General features: G+C 72.1%; 18 protein-coding genes. 14 read left to right on the forward strand and 4 right to left on the reverse strand.

What is annotated here, in order from left to right:
- Window positions 1–31: 31 nt before the first annotated feature.
- From AB0G20_RS23535 to msrB, 3 genes are all read left to right on the forward strand, one after another.
- Window positions 32–505 carry an indole-3-glycerol phosphate synthase gene (locus tag AB0G20_RS23535; RefSeq protein WP_361305574.1) on the forward strand — a complete coding sequence of 158 codons (474 nt, stop codon included), beginning with the start codon at window positions 32–34 and terminating at the stop codon, window positions 503–505.
- Window positions 506–648: 143 nt separating this feature from the next.
- On the forward strand, window positions 649–2,040 hold the full coding sequence (gene murC, locus AB0G20_RS23540) for a UDP-N-acetylmuramate--L-alanine ligase (protein WP_361305576.1): 1,392 nt from the start codon (window positions 649–651) through the stop codon (window positions 2,038–2,040).
- A 14-nt stretch (window positions 2,041–2,054) separates the two neighbouring features.
- Window positions 2,055–2,462 (forward strand): peptide-methionine (R)-S-oxide reductase MsrB, encoded by a 408-nt coding sequence (gene msrB, locus AB0G20_RS23545; protein ID WP_361305578.1) that lies wholly within the window; start codon window positions 2,055–2,057, stop codon window positions 2,460–2,462.
- Between the two features lie 8 nt (window positions 2,463–2,470).
- On the opposite strand, the gene AB0G20_RS23550 is transcribed toward msrB, so the two are convergent.
- Window positions 2,471–5,329, reverse strand: coding sequence for an ABC transporter substrate-binding protein (locus AB0G20_RS23550; protein ID WP_361305580.1), 2,859 nt, complete (start codon window positions 5,327–5,329; stop codon window positions 2,471–2,473).
- 268 nt (window positions 5,330–5,597) lie between these two features.
- Here AB0G20_RS23550 and AB0G20_RS23555 point away from each other — a divergent pair, with 268 nt between their 5' ends.
- From AB0G20_RS23555 to AB0G20_RS23580, 6 genes are all read left to right on the forward strand, one after another.
- Window positions 5,598–6,656, forward strand: a complete 1,059-nt coding sequence (locus tag AB0G20_RS23555) for a LacI family DNA-binding transcriptional regulator (RefSeq protein WP_361305582.1) — start codon at window positions 5,598–5,600, stop codon at window positions 6,654–6,656.
- Window positions 6,657–6,677: 21 nt separating this feature from the next.
- Window positions 6,678–8,030, forward strand: a complete 1,353-nt coding sequence (locus AB0G20_RS23560) for an extracellular solute-binding protein (protein ID WP_361305584.1) — start codon at window positions 6,678–6,680, stop codon at window positions 8,028–8,030.
- Window positions 8,031–8,043: 13 nt separating this feature from the next.
- On the forward strand, window positions 8,044–8,985 hold the full coding sequence (locus AB0G20_RS23565; RefSeq protein WP_361305586.1) for a sugar ABC transporter permease: 942 nt from the start codon (window positions 8,044–8,046) through the stop codon (window positions 8,983–8,985).
- Window positions 8,982–9,800: a carbohydrate ABC transporter permease gene (locus tag AB0G20_RS23570; RefSeq protein WP_361305588.1), complete on the forward strand. Its 819-nt coding sequence runs from the start codon at window positions 8,982–8,984 to the stop codon at window positions 9,798–9,800. Before AB0G20_RS23565 ends, AB0G20_RS23570 begins: the two co-directional genes overlap by 4 nt.
- Window positions 9,801–9,829: 29 nt before the next feature.
- Entirely contained in the window at window positions 9,830–11,884 is a 2,055-nt protein-coding gene (locus AB0G20_RS23575) for a beta-galactosidase (RefSeq protein ID WP_361305590.1), read from the forward strand.
- 133 nt (window positions 11,885–12,017) lie between these two features.
- A complete protein-coding gene (locus AB0G20_RS23580) occupies window positions 12,018–12,953 on the forward strand; it encodes a Dyp-type peroxidase (protein WP_361305592.1) in 936 nt (311 codons plus the stop codon).
- Window positions 12,954–13,014: 61 nt separating this feature from the next.
- On the opposite strand, the gene AB0G20_RS23585 is transcribed toward AB0G20_RS23580, so the two are convergent.
- Genes AB0G20_RS23585 through AB0G20_RS23595 form a run of 3 tightly spaced genes read right to left on the reverse strand, consistent with a single transcriptional unit; the run spans window position 13,015 to window position 15,514 of the window.
- A complete protein-coding gene (locus AB0G20_RS23585; protein ID WP_361305594.1) occupies window positions 13,015–13,743 on the reverse strand; it encodes an FAD:protein FMN transferase in 729 nt (242 codons plus the stop codon).
- 3 nt (window positions 13,744–13,746) lie between these two features.
- Window positions 13,747–14,160 (reverse strand): FMN-binding protein, encoded by a 414-nt coding sequence (locus AB0G20_RS23590; protein WP_361305596.1) that lies wholly within the window; start codon window positions 14,158–14,160, stop codon window positions 13,747–13,749.
- 13 nt (window positions 14,161–14,173) lie between these two features.
- Window positions 14,174–15,514: a ferredoxin reductase family protein gene (locus AB0G20_RS23595; protein ID WP_361305598.1), complete on the reverse strand. Its 1,341-nt coding sequence runs from the start codon at window positions 15,512–15,514 to the stop codon at window positions 14,174–14,176.
- A 152-nt stretch (window positions 15,515–15,666) separates the two neighbouring features.
- Here AB0G20_RS23595 and AB0G20_RS23600 point away from each other — a divergent pair, with 152 nt between their 5' ends.
- The 5 genes from AB0G20_RS23600 (at window position 15,667) to AB0G20_RS23620 (ending at window position 20,395) form a co-directional block, all read left to right on the forward strand.
- Window positions 15,667–16,365 carry a response regulator transcription factor gene (locus tag AB0G20_RS23600; RefSeq protein WP_361305600.1) on the forward strand — a complete coding sequence of 233 codons (699 nt, stop codon included), beginning with the start codon at window positions 15,667–15,669 and terminating at the stop codon, window positions 16,363–16,365.
- The gene (locus AB0G20_RS23605; RefSeq protein ID WP_361305602.1) at window positions 16,362–17,822 is read left to right on the forward strand and encodes a HAMP domain-containing sensor histidine kinase; all 1,461 of its coding nucleotides are present in this window, start codon (window positions 16,362–16,364) and stop codon (window positions 17,820–17,822) included. The genes AB0G20_RS23600 and AB0G20_RS23605 overlap by 4 nt, the downstream gene beginning before the upstream one ends.
- 79 nt (window positions 17,823–17,901) lie before the next feature.
- Window positions 17,902–19,032, forward strand: coding sequence for an ABC transporter ATP-binding protein (locus AB0G20_RS23610; RefSeq protein WP_361305604.1), 1,131 nt, complete (start codon window positions 17,902–17,904; stop codon window positions 19,030–19,032).
- Window positions 19,029–19,733, forward strand: coding sequence for an ABC transporter permease subunit (locus tag AB0G20_RS23615; protein WP_361305606.1), 705 nt, complete (start codon window positions 19,029–19,031; stop codon window positions 19,731–19,733). The genes AB0G20_RS23610 and AB0G20_RS23615 overlap by 4 nt, the downstream gene beginning before the upstream one ends.
- Window positions 19,730–20,395: an ABC transporter permease gene (locus AB0G20_RS23620; protein WP_361305608.1), complete on the forward strand. Its 666-nt coding sequence runs from the start codon at window positions 19,730–19,732 to the stop codon at window positions 20,393–20,395. Before AB0G20_RS23615 ends, AB0G20_RS23620 begins: the two co-directional genes overlap by 4 nt.
- The last annotated feature ends 79 nt before the right edge of the window (window positions 20,396–20,474 follow it).

Genomic DNA, 20,474 nt, shown 5'->3' on the forward strand with positions numbered 1-20,474 from the left:
CACGGGCCCCCGGGAGCAGAAGGGGCGCCTGGTGTTCACAAGCGTATTGATGATCGAGAAGGCGCTGACGTCCGCCGACGTGGAGTTCGTCACCACCTTGCACGGCGAGGAGCAGGTCTCCTTCCAGGTGCTGCTGCAGCCGCGCGGTGAGCAGGCGGACCGCCTGCTGCGGGCCATCGACGACGTGGCGCTCGGCGAGCTCGACGAGGCCGTCCGCGAAGGGGAGACGCCGGAGGGCGAGGAGGCGCTGAGCGTGGGGCAGCGGGCGCTGGAGGTGTCCCTCGCCGCGTTGCGTGCCTCGGGCAGTGGGGCGGAGGGGCGGCTGATCGAGGATCATCCGCTCGATGCGCTGAAGACCCTGGTGGAGGAGGTCGGGGCGGACGAGGTCATCGTGCTGACCGATCCCCACTACGTGGAGGAGTTCTTCCACCGGGACTGGGCTTCCCGGGCCCGGCACAAGGTCGGGGTGCCGGTGCTGAAGCTGTTCTCGCACAGCAAGGCGTAGGGGCGGGTCGTCCTGGTTCGTCGGGTGCGGGCCGGTGGTGGTTGCCCGCGCGGTTCCCCGCGCCCCCGGGTCGGCCACAGCACCCCCCGTTCCTGAAATAGGCTGGGGGCGCTCACCGTCGTCGCTCGCTCTTGGAGATCTGCATGGCAGCCGGCCTTCCTTCCGCCATGGACCGACCGCACTTCATCGGGATCGGTGGGGCCGGGATGTCGGGGATCGCGAAGATCCTCGCGCAGCGCGGGGCCGTCGTGGCGGGCAGTGATGCCAAGGAGTCGGCCACGGCCGAGGCGCTGCGGGCGCTGGGGGCGACCGTGCACATCGGGCATGCCGCGGAGCATCTCGCCGACGACGCCAGCTGTGTGGTCGTGTCGTCGGCGATCCGGCAGGACAACCCCGAGCTGGCCCGCGCGGCCCAGCTCGGCATCCCCGTCGTGCACCGTTCCGACGCGCTCGCCGCCCTGATGGACGGGCTGCGGCCGATCGCCGTCGCCGGTACGCACGGCAAGACGACCACGACCTCGATGCTGGCCGTGTCGCTGAGCGAGCTGGGCCTGAAGCCCTCGTACGCGATCGGCGGGGACCTGGACGCGCCCGGCTCCAACGCGCTGCACGGCGAGGGCGAGATCTTCGTCGCCGAGGCGGACGAGTCGGACCGCAGCTTCCACAAGTACGCGCCCGACGTGGCGATCGTGCTGAACGTCGAGCTCGACCACCACGCCAACTACGCGTCGATGGACGAGATCTACGAGTCGTTCGAGACGTTCGTGGACCGGATCACCGAGGGCGGCACGCTGGTGATCGCCGCCGACCACGAGGGCGCCCGGGAACTGACGCGCCGGGTCGCCGGGCGCGGCGTGCGGGTGGTGACGTACGGCGAGTCCGAGGACGCGGTCGTGCGCATCCTGTCGGTCGTGCCGCAGGGGCTGAAGAGCGAGGTCACCGTGGTGCTGGAGGGGCAGGAGCTGACCTTCACGGTCTCCGTCCCCGGCCGGCACTACGCGCACAACGCGGTCGCCGCGCTGGCGGCGGGTGTGGCCCTCGGGGTCCCGGCGGCCGAGCTGGCCTCGGCGATCGCCGCGTACACGGGCGTGAAGCGGCGGCTCCAGCTGAAGGGCGAGGCCGCCGGCGTGCAGGTCATCGACTCCTACGCGCACCACCCCACCGAGATGACCGCCGACCTGGAGGCCATGCGTGCGGCGGCCGGTGACGCCCGGATCCTGGTCGTCTTCCAGCCGCACCTCTTCTCGCGGACGCAGGAGCTCGGCAAGGAGATGGGCCAGTCCCTCGCCCTCGCGGACGCCTCGATCGTGCTGGACATCTACCCGGCCCGTGAGGACCCGATCCCGGGTGTGACGAGCGAGCTGATCATCGAGGCGGCCCGGGCCGCGGGCGCCGACGTGACGCCGGTGCACGACAAGGCGGACGTCCCGTCGGTCGTCGCGGGAATGGCGAAGCCCGGTGACCTCGTTCTCACCATGGGAGCGGGCGACGTCACCGACCTCGGCCCGCACATCCTGGACCGTCTGTCGAACTGAGGGGCTGGAAGCTCATGGCGTACGACGTCGAGAAGCCGGACGAGCAGTGGCGCGCGGAGCTGAGCCCGGGCGAGTACGCGGTCCTGCGGCAGGCGGCCACCGAGCCCGCCTTCACCGGTGAGTACACCGACACCAAGACCCGGGGCGTCTACTCCTGCCGGGCCTGCGGCGCGGACCTGTTCACCTCGGACACGAAATTCGAGTCGCACTGCGGCTGGCCGTCCTTCTTCGACCCCAGGGACACCGACGCGGTGGAGCTGATCGAGGACCGGTCGCACGGCATGGTCCGGACCGAGGTCCGGTGTGCCCGGTGCGGCTCACACCTCGGGCACGTGTTCGCGGGCGAGGGATATTCGACGCCCACGGACCAGCGGTACTGCATCAACTCGATCGCGCTGCGGCTGGCCCCCGAGCAGGGCTGAGGCGGGGCTCAGCGGATCCGGCACTCCTGCTGGGTGAGGCGTTTCGTGTCCCCCGCGGTGCGCCGGCACAGCACCCGGGTTTCGGCAGTGCCGTCGTCGGCGCGGCTGACCTTCTTGAGGACGATGCTGTGCCCGGTGCGGTCGCCGTAGAGCGGGGCGCCGGTGAAGTCGATGGTGCCGGTGGCCATGCCCTCGATCTTGACGTTGCGCAGGTTCACCCAGGTCGAGGCGCGGCTCTGCGGCCGGTCGCCGCGGGTGGCCGCCCAGAACAGGGCGCGGGTCGCGTCATGGGCGAGGGCGGTCTGGCCGCTGGCCAGGGCCGGGCTGTCGTAGCGCAGGCGTTGGCCCCGCAGCCCCGGCAGGTACTGGGCGGCGTCCTGGTAGAAGGCCGTTCCGGTGGCGGCCGTTTGCAGCTCCGCGAGAGCCGCGTGGTACAGCGTGACCTTCGGCGCGACGGAGTGGCCGCCGCCGGCGAAGTCGGCCTTGGACAGGTCGTCTCCGGTGAGGATGGCGAGGGGCTTTCCGGCGCAGCCCGGCTCGGTGCCCAGCTGGGTCATCAGGGGGTCGATGTCCTCCACCCGGCCCGCGAAGTAGACCACGGACGGGACCCGGCCGCTCCGGCAGATCTCCTGGGCGTGCGAGCGGAGTTCGGGCTTGCCACCGGTGAGGGTGTAGCGGCGCTGCGGCAGCGGGGTGAAGCCCTGGCGTCGCAGCATCCCCTGGCCGTAGCGCGCCTGCTCGTCGGTGTAGAGGTCGTCGGTCCTCGCCGTGTCACGGGCCAGGACGAGGGCGTACTGCCGCCGGTCGTGTCTGCGCAACTGGGCGGCGATCAGGCCGAGTTGCCGGGTCTGCCACTCGTCCGTGGCGGCCAGGCTGAACCAGTTGGCGAACTCGCGGGGCAGATAGGTGGCGGAGTTCGTGCCGGAGACGACCGGCAGGCCGGCCTCCATCAGGGTGCGGGTCGTCGCCCGGCTCGACTTCAGGTCGCGGCCGGTGCCGACGACCCCCACCACGGTCGGGTCGTGGGCGGCGTATGCGGCGATCGCCTCGGCCATCTCCTCCTGGTGGCCCAGGTCCACGCCGCCGTTGGCGATCAGGACGCGCAGCTTCACGCTGGAGTTCTCGTTGATGACGGCCTGTGCCAGATACACGCCCGCCAGCTCCTCGGCGCCCTTCACGAGGGAGGAGCCGGCCGCGGGGTCGGCGCTGAGCGGCCCGGCGTAGACGACGGTGACGTACTTGTCGGCGTGGCCGGCGAGGACGTCCGCGTTCTGCCGGGCGATGCGGTCCTCCAGGTCGGTCACCGTCCAGGGCGTCTCGTCGCCGGCCGTGAGGGCCTTGAGGTCGTCACCGGCCCCGGGTGCGGGCAGCCAGTCGGCGAAGCGGACGTCGTCCGTCGCTATGCCGATGCACTCGGTACGGCCGTCGGGTGCCTGCTCCCGCCGGGTGTCCCGGTTGGCGGTCAGTACGGACGCCGAGCAGTACCGGTCGTGCAGGGCGTCGGCCCGCATGACGGTGGCCGCGGACAGCAGGGCGATCACCAGGACCAGGGTGTGCAGGGCCCACACCAGCCGGGCGAGCGTCGGCCGGGCGGAGGCCCTCAGATGGTGACGGCCCTCCTCGACCGGACCCAGCTGGTCGTGCGGCAGCGGGATCGTCATCACCCACGGGAGGACGGACCGTTCCCGGCTGGGCGACTGCTCGGCGCGCAGGTTGCGGCCCCACTCGCGGTACCAGGTGCGCAGCCGGACGCCGAACGTGGGCGGCGCCGTCTCGGGGGCGGGTGCCGTCTGGACGACGCTGCGCTCCAGGCGCGGCACGTCGTGCGTACGCACCGCGGCGACCACGAGCAGCGGGTCCAGCTCGCTGCGCCGGCTGCGGACGTCGCTGATGGCCCGGATCAGCTCGATTCCGCCGTTGCTCTCGTCCGCGTGGGGCAGGAACAGCATCGGCGGGCGCGGCCGTTTGAAGCCGCGCAGATCCCAGCTCCAGCGGCGGTGGTTGTCCCGCAGGTCCTCGCGCAGCGCCAGCACGCACAGCTGGAGGTGGAAGTCGCCGCCCGCCGTGAGCGCCTCGGCCACGTCGTAGGCCCGGGCCGCGATCGCCTTCCAGGAGCGCACCGGCCGCAGCAGCGAGACCTCGGTGGACTCCTCCTGGTCGGCCGCGCGCAGGAAGGTCGTCGTCATGAACCAGCGGCTCTCCCGGCGCAGCCACAGGAAGATAGGCGCCCGCCCCGGCAGGACGTAGTTGAGGACGGTCAGCAGGAGCAGGAAGACGAGACCGGAGCCCACCGCCATGTACCACTCGCTGCGGGCGAGGAGCGCGGCGAGCACCGTCACGAGGCTCGCCGGAAGGATGTGCGCCATGTCGAACAGCGGCAGGCCGGAACGCCAGCGGGCGGTGTTCTTCGGCCGCCAGCGCTGCTGCGCCAGCTCGTTCAGCAGGCGCTGCTGCTGGTCCTGGCCGGCCTCGGGGCTGCCCGGGGCGGGCGTCGGCCAGCTGTCGCCGAGTGCGGCGACCGCGTCGTCGATGGCGTGCACCAGCCGCAGCCGCGGGAACGCGTAGCGCCGGTAGACGGCCTTCGGGCCGCCCCACTTGCGCGGGTCGCTCAGCGCCCGCACCAGGGCCGCCGCCCGGCGGACCTCCGTGGTGCCCTCGTAGGCGTCCTGCGTCACCGCGCAGCGCGTGCCGTGCGCCTCCTGGCCCGCGTACAGCTGCCGGACCAGCCCGGCCACCGCGTCGTCGTCCCGGCTCTCCTGCGCGTGCACGACGAACACCGGCATCGGCGGTTCGGTGCTCCTGCGGAAGTCCTGGATGAGGATCTCGAGCTGGTTCTGGAGGTGGCGCCCGGCGTCGCTCTCCGGCATGCCGTCATGGCCCCCGGGGCAGTCCGGTGGCGTGCGATCGGCGTTCACCATGGGCAACCCCCGTTAACCGTCGGCGACCTATGAGGTTAACCGGTGCGGATGTTGTGAGAGTGGGTGACGGACGAAGTCTTGTGTCGTCCGGATCGTTGACGCCGCCCGCCCGGATCACCACACTGGCCTGACTACGTAGTCATGCAAGGCCTTTCCCTCAGTAGGGACAAGACTGACTACGTAGTCCATGCCGTCGGCCGGCACCAGGGGAGCCCTCATGACGACGAGCGGAACCGCCGGTGGGCGACGCCGCCGCGGGCCCGGCATGACGGAGGTGGCCCGGGCCGCCGGTGTGTCCCAGAAGACCGTGTCGCGGGTCGTCAACGGCGAACCGCACGTCAGCCCCGAGGCGCGCGACCGCGTGCTGAGAGCCATCCGCGACCTGGACTACCGCCCCAACACCGCGGCACGGGCCCTGCTCCTCGGCCGCTACCGGCGCATCGGCGTGGTCTCGCTCGGCAGTTCGCTCTACGGCCCCTCGACCCTGCTCATCGCCCTGGAACGGGCGATGCAGCGGGCCGGGTACTCCGTGGCCCTGGCCAGCACCCTGGAGGGGCACCGGGTCTCGGTCGCCGTGGACGCGCTGCTGGAGCAGGGCGTGGACGGGATCGTGCTGTCCGAGCCGATCGACGACGGCACCCCGCTGCGGCTGACCGCGGACGTGCCCGTGGTCAGCGTCGGGGAGGGCGTCGAACTGGCGCCGGGTGCCGGGGCCGTGGTCGGCGCCGACGGCGTCGCGGCCGCCCGGCTCGCCACCGAGCACCTGCTGTCCCTCGGCCACCGCACCGTCTGGCACATACCCGGCCCGCAGGACTGGTGGGCCGCCCGCGACCGGCTGCGCGGCTGGCGCGAGGCCCTCGCCGCCGCCGGGGCCCCCGAGCCGCCGCTGCCCTCGCCGGGCGACTGGAGCCCCGACTCCGGGTACGCCGCCGGACGGCAGCTCGCCCGGCTCTCCGATGTCACGGCCGTGTTCGTCGCCAACGACGACATGGCCATCGGCGCCCTGCACGCGTTCGCCGACGCGGGCCGCGCCGTCCCCGGTGACGTGAGCGTCGTCGGCTACGACGACATCCCCGCCGCCGCCCACCTCTCCCCGCCGCTGACCACCGTCCGGCAGAACTTCGCCGCCGTCGCCGACCGCGCCGTCGACGTACTGATCGCCCTGATCGAGGGCCGCCCCGCACCGGCCGGACCGGCCGGCCGGGCCGTCGAGCTGACCGTACGGGCCACGACCGGGCCGGTACGCGATCCGGACCCCGCGCACCCCCTCCCGTAGCCGCACCACGTGAGAAGTCACGTGTCGTACTCCCCAGCAGCACCAGCCCCACCCACCCGCCGCGCCCTGCTGCGCGGTGCCCTCGGCCTCGGCACCGCCGCCGCCCTCGGTGCCTGCGGCGGCGGCAGCACCACACCCCGCACCTCCGGCGACGTCACCCTCGGCCTGTGGACCCACGACCCGGGCTACGAGACGTTCTTCGAGAAGGGCATCCCGGAGGCCGACCGCGCCGGTGACTTCCAGTACCACCTGAGAGTCACCCGGGCCGGAGCCCCGGACATCGTCACCAAGCTGCTCGCCCAGGCCGTCGCCGGACGCGGCACACCCGACCTCGTCGGGTTCGAGATCGGCAGCTTCCCGCGCATGCTGCGCGGCGACATCGCCGAGCGGCTGCTGCACGACTTCACCCCCGACATCGAGTCCGTGCCCGGGCTGAAGGAGGACCTGCTGCCCGCCCGCACCGCCCCTTTCAGCAGGGACGGCCGGGTCTACGCCTTCGACTCGGACACCCCGATGGTCGTGTACTTCCACCGCCGGGACCTCTTCGAGAAGTACGGCCTGCCCGAGGACCTGGCGACCTGGGAGGAGTTCGCCGAGGCCGGTGCGCGGGTGCACCGGGACCACGGGGCCTCGATGTGCGTCGTCTCCACGGTGGGCAGCGACCCCGGGCAGGTCGTGCAGTCCTTCCAGATGCTGCTCTACCAGCGCGGCGGGGCCTTCTTCGACGCCGACGGGACGCTGGTCCTGGACTCGCCGGAGGCCGAGGAGGTGCTGCGGTTCCTCTGCGAGGGGCTGCGCAGCGGCTTCGTCGTCGAGGTCTCCGACTACTACGGGGCAGGCATGCAGACCGCGCTGAAACGCGGCCGGGTCATCGGGCTGCCCATGGCCATCTGGTACAAGAACTACGGCCTGGTGACCAACGTGCCCGAGCAGAAGGGCACGTGGCGGGTGCGGGCGCTGCCGCGGTTCGCGGGAGGCGGCGGGGTGGCCGCCGCGCTCGGCGGCACCGGATTCGGCGTCGTCGAGAACAAGGCCAACACCCGGGCGGCGACGGAGTTCCTCTTCCGGACCTGGCTCACGCACGAGGGGCAGGTCCGCCGGTTCACCGAGACCGGATACCTGCCCACGCGGCGGTCGGTGTACGACGATCCGAGGCTGGGCGCGTACGAGGACGAGTTCTGCGGGGGACAGCGGCTGTTCGGGCTGTACCGCTCGCTGCTGCCGGATGTGCCGCCGTTCCACCAGAGTCCCGACCAGTCGATCCTCTACGACGTGCTCGGGGGGAACCTCCTGCGCGCGTACCACGGGGATCTGTCGCCGCGTCAGGCGCTGCGGCAGACGGCAGCGGACTTCCGTGATCAGGCCGGGCGTTAGGAGAGCGACCGTCATGACCACCACCGTCACCGGCCCGCCCGGCACCGCCCAGGAGCGACGCGGCGACGGCCACCCGGCCCACCGCCCCCGCAGGACCTGGGCGCCCTACCTCTTCGTCTCGCCCTTCTATCTCCTCTACGTCCTGTTCATGCTGGTCCCCGTCGGCGTCTCGCTGTGGCTGAGCCTCACCGAGTGGGTCGGGCTCGGCCCGCCGCGCTGGGTGGGGCTGCGCAACTACCGGCTGCTCGCCACCGACATCAGCTTTCACCGGGCACTCGGCAACACCGCCGTGTTCGTGCTGGTCGCGGTCTGTCTGGTCGTCCCGTTCGCCCTGCTGATCGCCCAGGCGCTCAACACCCGTGGGCTGCGCGCACGCGACCTGTGGCGGACCGCCTACTTCGTGCCGATCGTGGTGTCGCCGATCCTCGTCGCGCTCGTCTTCGGGCTCATCTTCGACCGGCAGTTCGGGCTCGCGAACGCGGTGCTGCGCGCACTGTTCGGCTCCGGCGGTGTCGACTGGCTTGGAGATCCGGACCTCGCCAAGGTGAGCATCGCCCTGGTCATGCTGTGGCGCTGGACCGGCTACCTCACCGTCTTCTTCCTCGCCGGGCTCCAGAACGTGCCCCGGGAGCTGTACGAGGCCGCCGCCCTCGACGGGGCCGGGCGGCTGCGCACCTTCACCACCGTCACCCTGCCGGCGCTGAAGCCCGTCACGGCGTTCGTCGTCGTCACCTCCTTCATCGGCGCGGCCCAGATCTTCGAGGAGCCGTATCTGCTGACCGGCGGCGGACCTGCCGAGTCCACCCTCTCGGTGACCATGTTCATCTACCGGGCCGCCTTCCAGCGCCAGCAGTTCGGCTACGCCGCGGCCGCCGCTGTCGTGCTGTTCGTCCTCGTCTTCGGCCTCAGCCGGCTCTTCAACCGTCTCCTCGGCATCGGGAGGGCCACCTCATGACCCGCGCCCGCCTGCCGCTCTATGCCTTCCTGGTCCTGCTGTTCGTAGGCTTCCTCGCCCCGCTGGTGTGGGCGCTGAGCGGCTCGTTCAAACCACGGGGCGAGATCTTCGGCTACCCGCCGGAACTCGTCCCGGACCCCTTCACGCCGGCCAACTACCGCACCCTGCTGACCGAGCAGCCCTTCGGCCGCTGGTTCCTGATGAGCACGGTCGTCGCCGTCGTCGCCACAGGCGTGTCCGTCTTCGTGTGCGCGCTCGCCGGCTACGGCTTCGCCAAGTTCCGCTTCGCGGGCCGGCGGCTGCTGTTCAACGTCATGTTCAGCTCGATGTCGATACCGTTCGCGGTGATCCTCGTGCCGCTGTTCGTGATCCTCGTGAAGACCGGGCTCGGCAGCCCCTGGTTCGCGCTGATCGTGCCGTGGGTGGCGCCCGCGTTCGGGATCTTCATGATGCAGCAGTACATCGTGCAGTCCATCCCGGACTCGGTGCTGGAGGCCGCCCGGATCGACGGGGCGAGCGAGTTCGGCATCTTCCGGACCATCGTGCTGCCCCTGCTGCGGCCCTCACTGGGCGCGCTCGGCGTCTGGCAGTTCCTGCAGAGCTACAACAGCTTCCTGTGGCCGCTGGTGCTGGTGTCCGACAGCTCCCAGTACACCCTGCCGCTGGGCCTGCAGACCCTGTTCGTGTCGGAGCAGCGGCAGTACGACCTCGTGCTCGCCGGCGCGGTCCTCGCCGTCCTGCCCGCCGTGGCCCTCTTCGTGCTGCTGCGCAAGCAGCTCCTCGAAGGGCTCTCCACGGGCGCGGTCAAGGGCTGACGTTTCATCGATTCACGTGGAGGAGAGACATGTTCGAGCTGCCCCGGCGCGTCCTGTTCGGTGCCGCCTACTACCACGAGTACCAGCCGTACGACCGCCTCAAGGACGACCTCGACCTGATGGCCGAGGCCCGCTTCACGGTCATCCGGGTCGGGGAGTCCGTCTGGTCCACCTGGGAGCCCGAGAACGGCCGCTTCGACCTCGACTGGCTCCAGCCGGTCCTGGACGGCGCCCACGAGCGGGGCATCTCCGTGATCCTCGGGACGCCGACGTACGCGGTGCCGCCGTGGCTGGCCCGGCAGTACCCGGAGATCGCGGGGGAGTCCCGCACGGGTGAGCGCATCGGCTGGGGCGCCCGTCAGGAGGTCGACTTCACGCACCCGGCGTTCCGCTTCCACGCCGAGCGGATCATCCGCAAGGTCGCCGAACGGTACGCCGGGCACCCGGCCGTGATCGGCTGGCAGGTCGACAACGAACCCGGCCTGCACCTCTTCCACAACCACGGCGTCTTCCAGCGATTCACCGACGAACTGCGGGCGCGGTACGGGGACGTGGAGACACTCAACCGCGAGTGGGGCCTGGTCTACTGGTCGCACCGGCTGTCCACCTGGGCCGACCTGTGGACCCCGGACGGCAACGCCCAGCCCCAGTACGACCTGGCGTGGCGGCGCTTCCAGGCCCGGCTCGTCACCGAGTTCATCACCTGGCAGGCGGACATCGTGCGCGAGTACGCCCGCCCCGGCCAGTTCGTCACGACGTGCATCTCCTACGACCGCCAGGGCGTCGAGGACGACAAGCTCACCGACCGCCTCGACGTCACCGCGGGCAACCCGTACTACACGATGCAGGACGCCCTCGCCCTGCCCGACCAGGGCGGCGACGGGCAGAACTGGACGACCAACGGCACCTGGGCGCTGTACCGCAGCGCCGACCGCATGTACTCCTCCCGCCAGGAGCCCTTCCTCGTCACCGAGACCGACGCGCAGGCCATCGGCGGGCCGTGGGACAACCGCCCCGCCTACGACGGCCAGTGGCGCCAGGCCGCCTGGGCGCTGATCTCCCGCGGCGCCTCGATGATCGAGTACTGGCACTGGCACACCCTGCACTTCGGCGCCGAGACCTACTGGGGCGGCATCCTCCCGCACAACGGCCGTCCCGGCCGGGTCTACCGCGAACTGGCCACGCTCGGAGCGGAGTTGGAACGGGCCGGCGACCTGGTGTCGGCCCTCACCCCGGACGCCGACGTGGCCTTCCTCTACGACGGGCCGAGCAAGTGGGCGCTCCAGGGCCAGCCGCCGCTGGCCGCTGCCGACGGAGGTCCGGACTCCCGGTCGTACGAGCGGATCTTCGACGCGTTCTACCGGGGCGCCTTCGACGCCGGGCTCCAGGCACGCGTCCTGCACCCAGGGCAGCTCCCCCAGGCCGAGCTGCCGCCCCTGCTGGTCGTGCCCGCCTACTACGCCGCCGACGACTCCGTCCTCGACCGGCTGCGCGCCCACGCCGAGGCCGGCGGCCACCTCGTCCTCGGCCCCCGCACCGGCTACGGCGACACCGAGGCCCGGGCCCGCACCGACCTCCAGCCGGGCCGGCTGGCCGAGGCGGCCGGGGTGACGTACGACGAGTTCAGCAATCTGCGTGACCCGCTGCCCGTCACCGGCACGGACTCCCTCCCCCTCCCGCCCGGCGCGCACGCCCTGCACTGGGCGGACGGGCTGCGGCCGCAGGGAGCCGAGGCCCTGGCGACGTACGAGCACCCGCACTTCGGCCGCTGGCCCGCCGTCACCACGCACCGACACGGAGCCGGCCGCGTCACCTACGTCGGCACCGTGCCCGACCCGGCCTTCGCCCGCGCCCTGTTCGACCGGTACGCCCCGGACGGTGCCTGGCGCCCGGCCCACCCGAGCGTCACGGCGAGTTCCGCGGCCGCCCGGGACGGCCGCCGGGTGCGCTTCCTGCACAACTGGTCGTGGGAGGAGGTGTCCGTGCCGGTGCCGACGGCTCTGCGGGACGCGCTCTCGGGAGCCGCCTACGCCGACGCGGTACCCCTCGGACCGTGGGACGTGAAGGTGCTGCGCGAGGAGTAGACGCGCCAACCCTCCCTTGCGGTCGGGGAGTTCCGGCCGCCGGTTCGCTGGGAATCGTGTCAGGGGCGTCGGCCGCGCCGTCCCGGAGGGGGAGCGGGCGTGCCGTGCCGTCCGGGCGAAGGGATGGGAAGCCATGACGTCACCGCTGGCGGAAGAGACGCTGCCGCAACCGGTGCTGAACCCGCCGGCGTCGGTCGCGGTGTTCCTGGTCGCCACGATCGAACCCGGCGGGGAAGACGCCGTACGGGAGGTGCTGGGCTCCCTCGCGGGACTGGTGCGGTCCGTCGGCTTCCCCAGCGCCGACGGCGAGCTGGGCTGCGTCGCCGGGGTCGGATCCCGGGCGTGGGGCCGGCTGTTCGGCGGTCCGCGGCCCGCGGAACTGCACCCGTTCCGCGAACTGGCCGGGCCCCGGCACCACGCGCCGTCCACCCCCGGCGACCTGTTCTTCCACATCAGGGCGGCCCGTACCGACCTGTGCTTCGCACTGGCCGCCGAACTGGTGCGGCGGCTGCGCGGCGCGGTCGCCGTGCGGGACGAGACGCAGGCCTTCTCCTACTTCGACTCGCGCAACCTGCTCGGTTTCGTCGACGGCACCGAGAACCCGGTCGGGCAGGCCGCGGCCGACGCGGCGCTGGTCGGCGAGGAGGATCCCGCCTTCCGCGGCGGCAGTTACGCGCTGGTGCAGAAGTACCTGCACGACGTGGACGCCTGGGACGCCCTCGCCGTCGAGGCGCAGGAGAAGGTGATAGGCCGCACCAAGCTCACCCACCTGGAACTCGACGCGCCCGGTTCGCACAAGGACGTCAACACCGTCCTCGGCCCGGACGGTACGGAGCAGAAGATCCTGCGGTCGGCGATGCCGTTCGGCCGGCCCGGGCACGGCGAGTTCGGCACGTACTTCGTGGCCTACGCGCGCACGCCCGGGATACCCGAGACGATGCTGCGCAAGATGTTCCTGGGCGGGCCGGGCTCCGGGCCCGACCCGCTGCTGGACTACTCGCGCGCCGTCGCCGGCAGCCTGTTCTTCGTGCCGCCGGCGGGTTTCCTGGAGGACCTGCCCGGCAGTTGACCGGAGCGCTGTCCGGTGCAGGGGGCGTCGTCCGCGGTGTCCGACGCCCCGGAGTCCTCGTCTACGCCGCTGCCGCTCCCGCCTTCGGGAACCCCGCACTGCGCAGCACCCGCCGCCGCGCGTCCACCGCGAACACTTCGCAGTGCTCCCGGGACGCCGCCCACTCGACGCCCTGCGTCCCCAGCGCGAACGCCGCCGTGGCGACGGAGTCCGCCTCCGTCAGGGTCGGGGCCACCACGGTCATGCTGAGGAGCCCGGTCGCGGGGCGGCCGGTGCGGCCGTCGAGGATGTGGTCGCCGCGTTCGTAGCGGGCGGAGGTCGCCACGGCCCGGTCCGTGACGTCCAGGACCGTGCAGAGCCGGTCGGCGTGTTCGGGGTGGCGCACGCCGACGCGCCAGGGACCGCCGGAGGCGATCACGTCGCCGCCGGCGTTGAGGCAGAAGCGGCGCGCACCTGCCGCCGACAGCAGGTCCGCTCCCTTCTGCACCGACCACCCCTTCACCACGGCGCAGGGATCCAGGCCGCGGCCGGGCAGCCGCGCGTCGAAGGCGCCCCCGGTCGCGATCCGGTACTCCTCGCACAGGTCCAGCACCTCGCGCAGCCCCGGGCTGGGCTCGCGCACCTCGCCCCGGTCCAGCCGTGACACCTCGCTGTCCGGGCGGAACGGGCTGAACCGCGCGTCGACCTCGCGCAGCCACGCGAACAGTCCGTCCACCGGTGCCTCGGGGAAGTCCTCGTCGTCGATGCGGACCGACACCGGGAACCCCATGACGTGCTCGACGCGCCGCATCCGTCAGCCCTTCGCGTCGATGGCGGCCTGGAGGGACTCCTTGTAGCCGTCGCTGGTGATCGTCGCGCCGGACACCGTGTCGATGTCGGCGCTCTGCGCCTGGAGCGTCTCCTCGATCAGTTTCGGCACGGCGGCCGTGGTCTGCGGATGGTCCGGCTGCCGCAGCATCCGCACCGAGGCGATCCTGTCGCCGTCGAAGGTGACCTCGACCCGCACCGCCCCCTTCTCGGTGTCGACGGTGGAGCCCGCCACGACCGTGGAGGTGGTACCGCCCGACGACGACACCGAGGGCGTCGACGCCGGCGCCGCGGCCTCCGTGGCCGCCGGCGACGACCCGGTGTCGTGCGACGGGGCGTAGCGCCAGACCGGGATCAGACCGGCGACGCTGAGGACGAGGACGGGTATGGCTCGCTTCACGACAGTCTCCTCGTCATCCGGCCAGGCTGAAGCGTTCGAAGTGGGTCTGCGACCTCGGCACGCCCAGCTCGCGCAGGCTGCCGAGCACCGTGTTCATCATCGGCGGCGGACCGCACAGGTAGACGTCCCGCTCGGCGATGTCCGGCACCAGCCGGGCGAGCTCCTGCGGCGCCAGCCGGTCCGGCACGGGCGGGCCGGTGACCAGGTGCAGCTCGGCGCCCCTGGCGAGCGCGAGATCGCGCAGTTCGTCGTGGAGGACGGCGTCCCGGTCCGTGGCCACCCGGTAGATCACGACCGCGTGGCCGTGCAGTTCCTCCAGCAGGGCCCGGATCGGCGTGACACCGACGCCACCGGCGATGAGCAGGGCGTCAGGACGGGTGCGGTGCAGGGTGGTGAAGGCGCCGTAGGGGCCCTCGGCGAACACGCGCGTGCCGACCTTCAGGTGCCGCAGGGCCGCGCTGCCGTCGCCCGCCCGCTTGGCGGTCAGGCGCAGCGTACGGCCGTCGGGGGCGGCGGACAGGGAGAACGGGTTCGCCTGCCACCAGCGGTCCTTCGTCAAAAACCGCCACAGGAAGAACTGCCCGGCCCGGGCGGGCAGCCGGTCCAGGTCGCGGCCCGTGATGTAGATCGAGACGACGTGGTCGTTCTCCGGGACCACGGCCGTCACCCGGAGCCGGTGGCGGAGGTTGCGCCACAGCGGCAGCGCCAGCCGGCCGGCGAACACCGAGGCGAGGGCCACGCCCCACACGGCGTACCAGTAGGTCCGCGCCGCCGACGACGAGGCGAACGTCGTCCCCGCCGCGACCTGGTGCGTGAAGGCCAGGACCACCGCGACGTAGGTGTACAGGTGGATGAAGTGCCAGGTCTCGTACGCCAGCCGGCGCCGGGCGTAGCGGGCCGAGACCGCGCCGACCACGAGGATGATCGCCAGCGCGACGATCGCCCGCAGCACACCCTCGACGGTCTCGGCGAGGTCCACCAGCTGGTTCACCGGGTCCAGGGACGAAGATTCCGCGTAGCCGAAGACGATGAACACGGCGTGCGCCAGCAGCAGCCACAGCACCGAGAAGCCGGTCCAGCGGTGCCAGGAGGTCAGCCGGTCCATGCCGATCCGCCGGTCGAACCACGGCAGCCGGGCCACCAGCAGCAGCTGGAACGCCATCAGCAGCGACGCGTACAGCCCGGCCAGCCGGCCCAGCACGATCAGCGCGTTCGAGGCGAAACCGGCCTGCACGAAGAACACGGCCACCACGACCGCGTTCGCCAGCAGCACCGCGTACAGGCCGGTGCGGCCCACCACTGAGGGGCGCACGCCCGGGCGGGTCGCCGCGGGAGGTTGACGGAGGGTCGTCACGGTCGGCAGCTCCTTGATCGGATCCTGGGATACCGAGCTTGGCGCGGGGGAGCTGTCGGAAAGCTGTCGCTGAACTTTCAGGTGCTTATCGATCCAGCGGCGATGGGGAGCGCGGCTATGGCGGCACCCGGCCCGTGCAGCACTATGAGCTCGTGGAAAAAGTACGACTTCTCGTCGTCGACGACGACCCGCCCATCGCCGATCTCGTCGCGACCGTCGCCCGCTACGAGGGCTGGGAGGCGGTCACGGCGTACACCGGCGAGGACGCGCTGCGGCGGGCCGCCGAGTTCCACCCGGACATCGTGGTGCTCGACCTGATGCTGCCCGGCGTGGACGGCTTCGGCGTCCTGGACCGGCTGCGCGCCTCCGGCACGATGGTGCCGGTGGTGTTCCTCACCGCCCGCGACGGCGTCGCCGACCGGGTCGCCGGCCTCACCCGGGGCGGCGACGACTACCTGGTCAAGCCGTTCGCCGTGGAGGAGCTGATGGCCCGGCTGCGGACCGTGCTGCGGCGCAGCGCCGGGCCCGCCTTCCAGCGGTCCGTGCTCCAGGTCGGCGACCTGACGATGGACGAGGACACCCGCGAGGTCCGGCGCGGCGCGCGGCTGCTGTCGCTGACCCCGACCGAGTACGAGGTGCTGCGCTACCTCATGCGCAAGTCGCCCACCGTGCTGACCAAGGCGCAGATCCTCGACCACGTGTGGGAGTACGGCTTCGGCGGCCGCTCCAACGTCGTCGAGCTGGTCGTCAGCCGGCTGCGCCGCAAGCTCGACGAGACCGACGACGGCGCCTCGCCGCTCATCCACACCGTGCGCGGGTTCGGGTACGTGCTGCGGCAGGCCGCCGAGTGATCGCCCGGCTGCGGCGGGTCTACCGCAGGATGCGGCTGGGCACCCGGCTGGCCCTCGGCCTCGGCGCCCTGTCCCTGGTCGTGTTCGCCGTCGTCGGCACGGCCCTGACCACCTACATGCGGGACTACCTGTCGGCCCAGCTCGACACCCAGCTGGCGCAGGCCCAGATCGCCCAGTCCAAGAGCATCGCCGACTACGGCACGCTCTCGGGCAAGAAGTACTACAGCTGGTTCTACGCCGTGTACGACGTGCCGGAGGACGGCACGCCCGTGCTCCGCAGGCCCGAGGACCCGGCCGATCTGCCCAAGGACGTCGACGACTTCACCTCCCTGGCCCGGGCGCAGACCGCCGCGCACACCGAACTCCTGCGCACCGAGCACCTCAGAGGCGCGGGCTCCTACCGGCTGCGGGCCTGCCAGGTCGAGCGCGGCGTGGTCCTGGTCAGCGCCGCGCCCATGGAGGACATCGAGGACACCGTCGGGCAGCTGATCACGATCCAGGTCGTCACCTTCGCCCTCGCGCTGCTCGCGCTGGTGGTCTTCGGCCGCCGGATGCTGCGCCGCGGCCTGAAGCCGCTCAGCGACATGGCGTCCACCGCGCACGGCATCGCCTCGCACAACCTCACCGAGTCGGCGGCCCGGCTGCCGCTGCGCGCCGACGGCCGGGACGGCGGGCCCGAGGTGGACGAACTGCGCACCGCCTTCAACACGATGCTGGAGCACATCGACGACTCCCTCGCCGTGCGCGCCGAGGCCGAGCAGCGGCTGCGCCGCTTCGTCGCCGACGCCTCCCACGAGCTGCGCACCCCGCTGATGTCGGTCCGCGGTTACGCCGACCTCTTCCAGTACGCCGCCGCCAACGCCCCCGAGGAACGCGACCGGCACCTGGCCCGGCTGCGCGCCGAGGCCGCCCGCATGGGCATCCTCCTGGACGACCTGCTGCTGCTCGCCCGGCTGGACGCGGCGGAAGTGGAGACGCCGCTGCGCCTTCAGGACGCCGACCTGGTGGAGCTGGTGGGCCAGGCCGCGGACGCCTTCCGCGCCGGCCGCCCCGACCATCCGCTGACCGTCCTGGCGGGTCCGGGTCCGGTGCGGCTGCCGATGGACCCGCTGCGCATCCGGCAGGTCGTCGACAACCTCCTGACCAACGCCGCGGTGCACACCCCCGCCGGGACGAAGGTGTCGGTGGAGGTGGCCGTCGTGCCCGGCGCGGCCGAGGTGCGGGTCGCCGACACCGGGCCGGGCATCCCGCCCGACGACCGGGACCGCGTCTTCGACCGCTTCTACCGCGTCGACAAGGCCCGCAGCCGCGACCGCGGCGGCAGCGGGCTCGGCCTTGCGGTCGCCCAGTCCCTGGTCCGCGCCCACGGCGGCCGCATCGAGCTGAACAGCGCACCGGGGGCGACGGTGTTCACCGTGCGCCTGCCCGTGAAAGGCGTGCGCCCTACGGACCGTTGAAAGGTGCCCTTTAGACTCGACCGGAACAGCCCGTACGACCCTGGCCAACGCTTCCGCCAACCCGAAGGGCTCCGGCGCCTTGATACGGATCGAATCAGTCACCAAGCGGTATCCGGACGGCACGGTGGCTGTCGACCGGCTCTCCCTGGAGATACCCGACCGCTCGATCACCGTCCTCGTCGGACCCTCGGGCTGTGGCAAGACGACCACCCTGCGAATGATCAACAGGATGGTCGAACCGAGCGAGGGAACGATCCTCCTCGACGGCGAGGACATCCAGCGCCGGCCGGTCACCACCCTGCGCCGGTCCATGGGGTACGTCATCCAGAACGCCGGTCTCTTCCAGCACCGCACGATCCTCGACAACATCGCCACCGTGCCCCGCGTGCTCGGCTGGGGCAAGCAGAAGGCCCGGGCCCGGGCGGCCGAACTGATGGAGCGCGTGGGCCTGGACGCAGCGCTCGCCAAGCGGTACCCGTACCAGCTGTCCGGCGGCCAGCAGCAGCGCGTCGGCGTGGCCCGGGCGCTCGCCGCCGACCCGCCCGTGCTGCTCATGGACGAGCCGTTCTCGGCGGTCGACCCGGTCGTGCGCAAGGGCCTCCAGGACGAACTGCTGCGCATCCAGGACGAGCTGGGCAAGACCATCGTCTTCGTCACCCACGACATCGACGAGGCGATCAAACTCGGCACGATGGTCGCCGTGATGCGCGAGGGCGGTCACCTCGCCCAGTACGCGCCCCCCGCCGAGCTGCTCTCCGACCCCGCCGACGCCTTCGTCGAGGACTTCCTCGGGGCCGACCGCGGCATCCGGCGGCTGTCGTTCTTCCCGTCCGCCGAACTCCCGCTGACGACCGGCCCGGTGATCACGGCGGACGCCACCGCCGAGCAGATCGCCGCCCCCGGCGCCCCCTGGCTCCTGGTCACCGACGCCGAGGGAAGGCCCCTAGGCTGGGCCGAGCCGGGCGACTTGACGGCCGGCGACATCGACCCCGGCCGGCTCCTGACGCACGGACGGCCGTTCGTCCCCGGCACCGACTCCCTGCGGGCCGCCCTCGACTGCGCCGTGCTCTCCCCGGCCGGCTGGGCCGTCGCCGTGGACGACGCCGGGCGGGTGACCGGCGTGGTCTCGCAGGCGACCATCGGCGAGGCGATCCGCAGCGCCCACGCCGCCGGCCACGCCGACGCCGACGAGGCCAAGGTCGCGTCGTGAACGGCTTCTTCGACATCCCGAGCGACCTCCAGCACAGCTACACGGGCCTGATCGGGCTGCATCTGCGCGAGGCCCTGCTGCCCGTGCTGGCCGGGCTGCTGCTCGCCCTGCCGCTCGCCCAGCTCTGTGTCCGCTTCCGCTGGCTGTACCCGCCCGTGCTCGGCGCCACCACCATCCTCTACGCCGTCCCGTCGCTGGCCTTCTTCGTGGTCCTCATCGACTACACCGGCCAGACCGAGCTGACCGTGATGATCCCGCTGGCCGTGTACAGCCTCGTGGTGCTCGTCCCGGCCATCGTCGACGGGGTGCGGTCCGTGCCGCAGGAGACCCTCGCCGCGGCCACCGCCATGGGGTTCGGGCCCGTACGCCGTTACCTCCAGGTGCAGTTGCCGATCGCGGTGCCCGCCATCATCGCCGGGCTCAGGGTCGCCACCGTCTCCAGCATCTCCCTGGTCAGCGTCGGCACCCTCATCGGCAACCAGGGCGCCCTCGGCAACCTGCTCGCCGACGCGCAGAAGTACGACCGGCCCGAGCTGGCCGTGAACTCCGTGATCACGACAGCCGTCCTCGCCATCCTGTGCGACGCCCTGCTGGTGCTGCTCCGCGTCGTGCTGACCCCGTGGATGCCGAACGGCACCCGCAGGCGCCCGAAGCCGAGCACGCGGCAGAAGCTGCCCGCCCCCCAGGACGTGACCCGGTGAACGTACTGAACTTCGTCAACGCCTTCTTCAGCGACAGCGCCCACTGGCACGGCTACGACGGCATCCCGCAACGCCTGCTCGAACACGTCCAGTACTCGGCTCTGGCCCTGGCCCTCGCCGCCGCGATCGGCCTGCCCGTCGGCCTGCTGACCGGGCACACCGGGCGGGGCGGCAACGCCCTCGCGTTCATCGCCACGGCGGCCCGCGCGCTGCCCAGTTTCGGTCTGCTGGTGCTGATCGTCATCGTGATGGGGTTCGGCCTGCTGCCCGTGATGATCCCCCTGGTCATCCTCGCCGTGCCGCCGATCCTGGTGACCACCTACGAGGCCGTCCGCACCGTCGACCCCTCCCCGGTGGACGCCGCCCGCGGCATGGGCATGCACGAGTCGCGGATCCTGTTCCAGGTCGAACTGCCGGTCGCGCTGCCGCTGATCCTGAGCGGTCTGCGCTCGGCGGCCATCCAGATCGTGTCCACGGCCACCATCGCCGCCTACGTCAGCCTGGGCGGCCTCGGCCGGTACATCGTCGACGGGCTCTACCAGCGCGACTACGAGAAGGTGGTCGGCGGCGCCACCCTGGTGGCCGTCCTTGCGCTGGTCACGCTGGCCCTGTTCTGGGCGGTGGGCCGGGTGGCCGTGTCACCCGGGGTGCGCAGACGCTGAAGCCCGAACCTGGTCCGCACCTGGTCTGTAACAAACCGTGACCAGGGCGCTCTTGACTGATCACAAAGCGGCTGGATTG

This window comes from Streptomyces sp. NPDC024017 (assembly GCF_040638895.1).
Classification (GTDB): Bacteria; Actinomycetota; Actinomycetes; order Streptomycetales; family Streptomycetaceae; genus Streptomyces.

Coding starts and splice junctions, on each gene's coding strand:
- murC (WP_361305576.1), top strand. CDS start 649: ATGGCAGCCGGCCTTCCTTCCGCCATGGACCGACCGCACTTCATCGGG.
- msrB (WP_361305578.1), top strand. CDS start 2,055: ATGGCGTACGACGTCGAGAAGCCGGACGAGCAGTGGCGCGCGGAGCTG.
- AB0G20_RS23550 (WP_361305580.1), bottom strand. CDS start 5,329: ATGCCGGAGAGCGACGCCGGGCGCCACCTCCAGAACCAGCTCGAGATC.
- AB0G20_RS23555 (WP_361305582.1), top strand. CDS start 5,598: ATGACGACGAGCGGAACCGCCGGTGGGCGACGCCGCCGCGGGCCCGGC.
- AB0G20_RS23565 (WP_361305586.1), top strand. CDS start 8,044: ATGACCACCACCGTCACCGGCCCGCCCGGCACCGCCCAGGAGCGACGC.
- AB0G20_RS23570 (WP_361305588.1), top strand. CDS start 8,982: ATGACCCGCGCCCGCCTGCCGCTCTATGCCTTCCTGGTCCTGCTGTTC.
- AB0G20_RS23575 (WP_361305590.1), top strand. CDS start 9,830: ATGTTCGAGCTGCCCCGGCGCGTCCTGTTCGGTGCCGCCTACTACCAC.
- AB0G20_RS23580 (WP_361305592.1), top strand. CDS start 12,018: ATGACGTCACCGCTGGCGGAAGAGACGCTGCCGCAACCGGTGCTGAAC.
- AB0G20_RS23585 (WP_361305594.1), bottom strand. CDS start 13,743: ATGCGGCGCGTCGAGCACGTCATGGGGTTCCCGGTGTCGGTCCGCATC.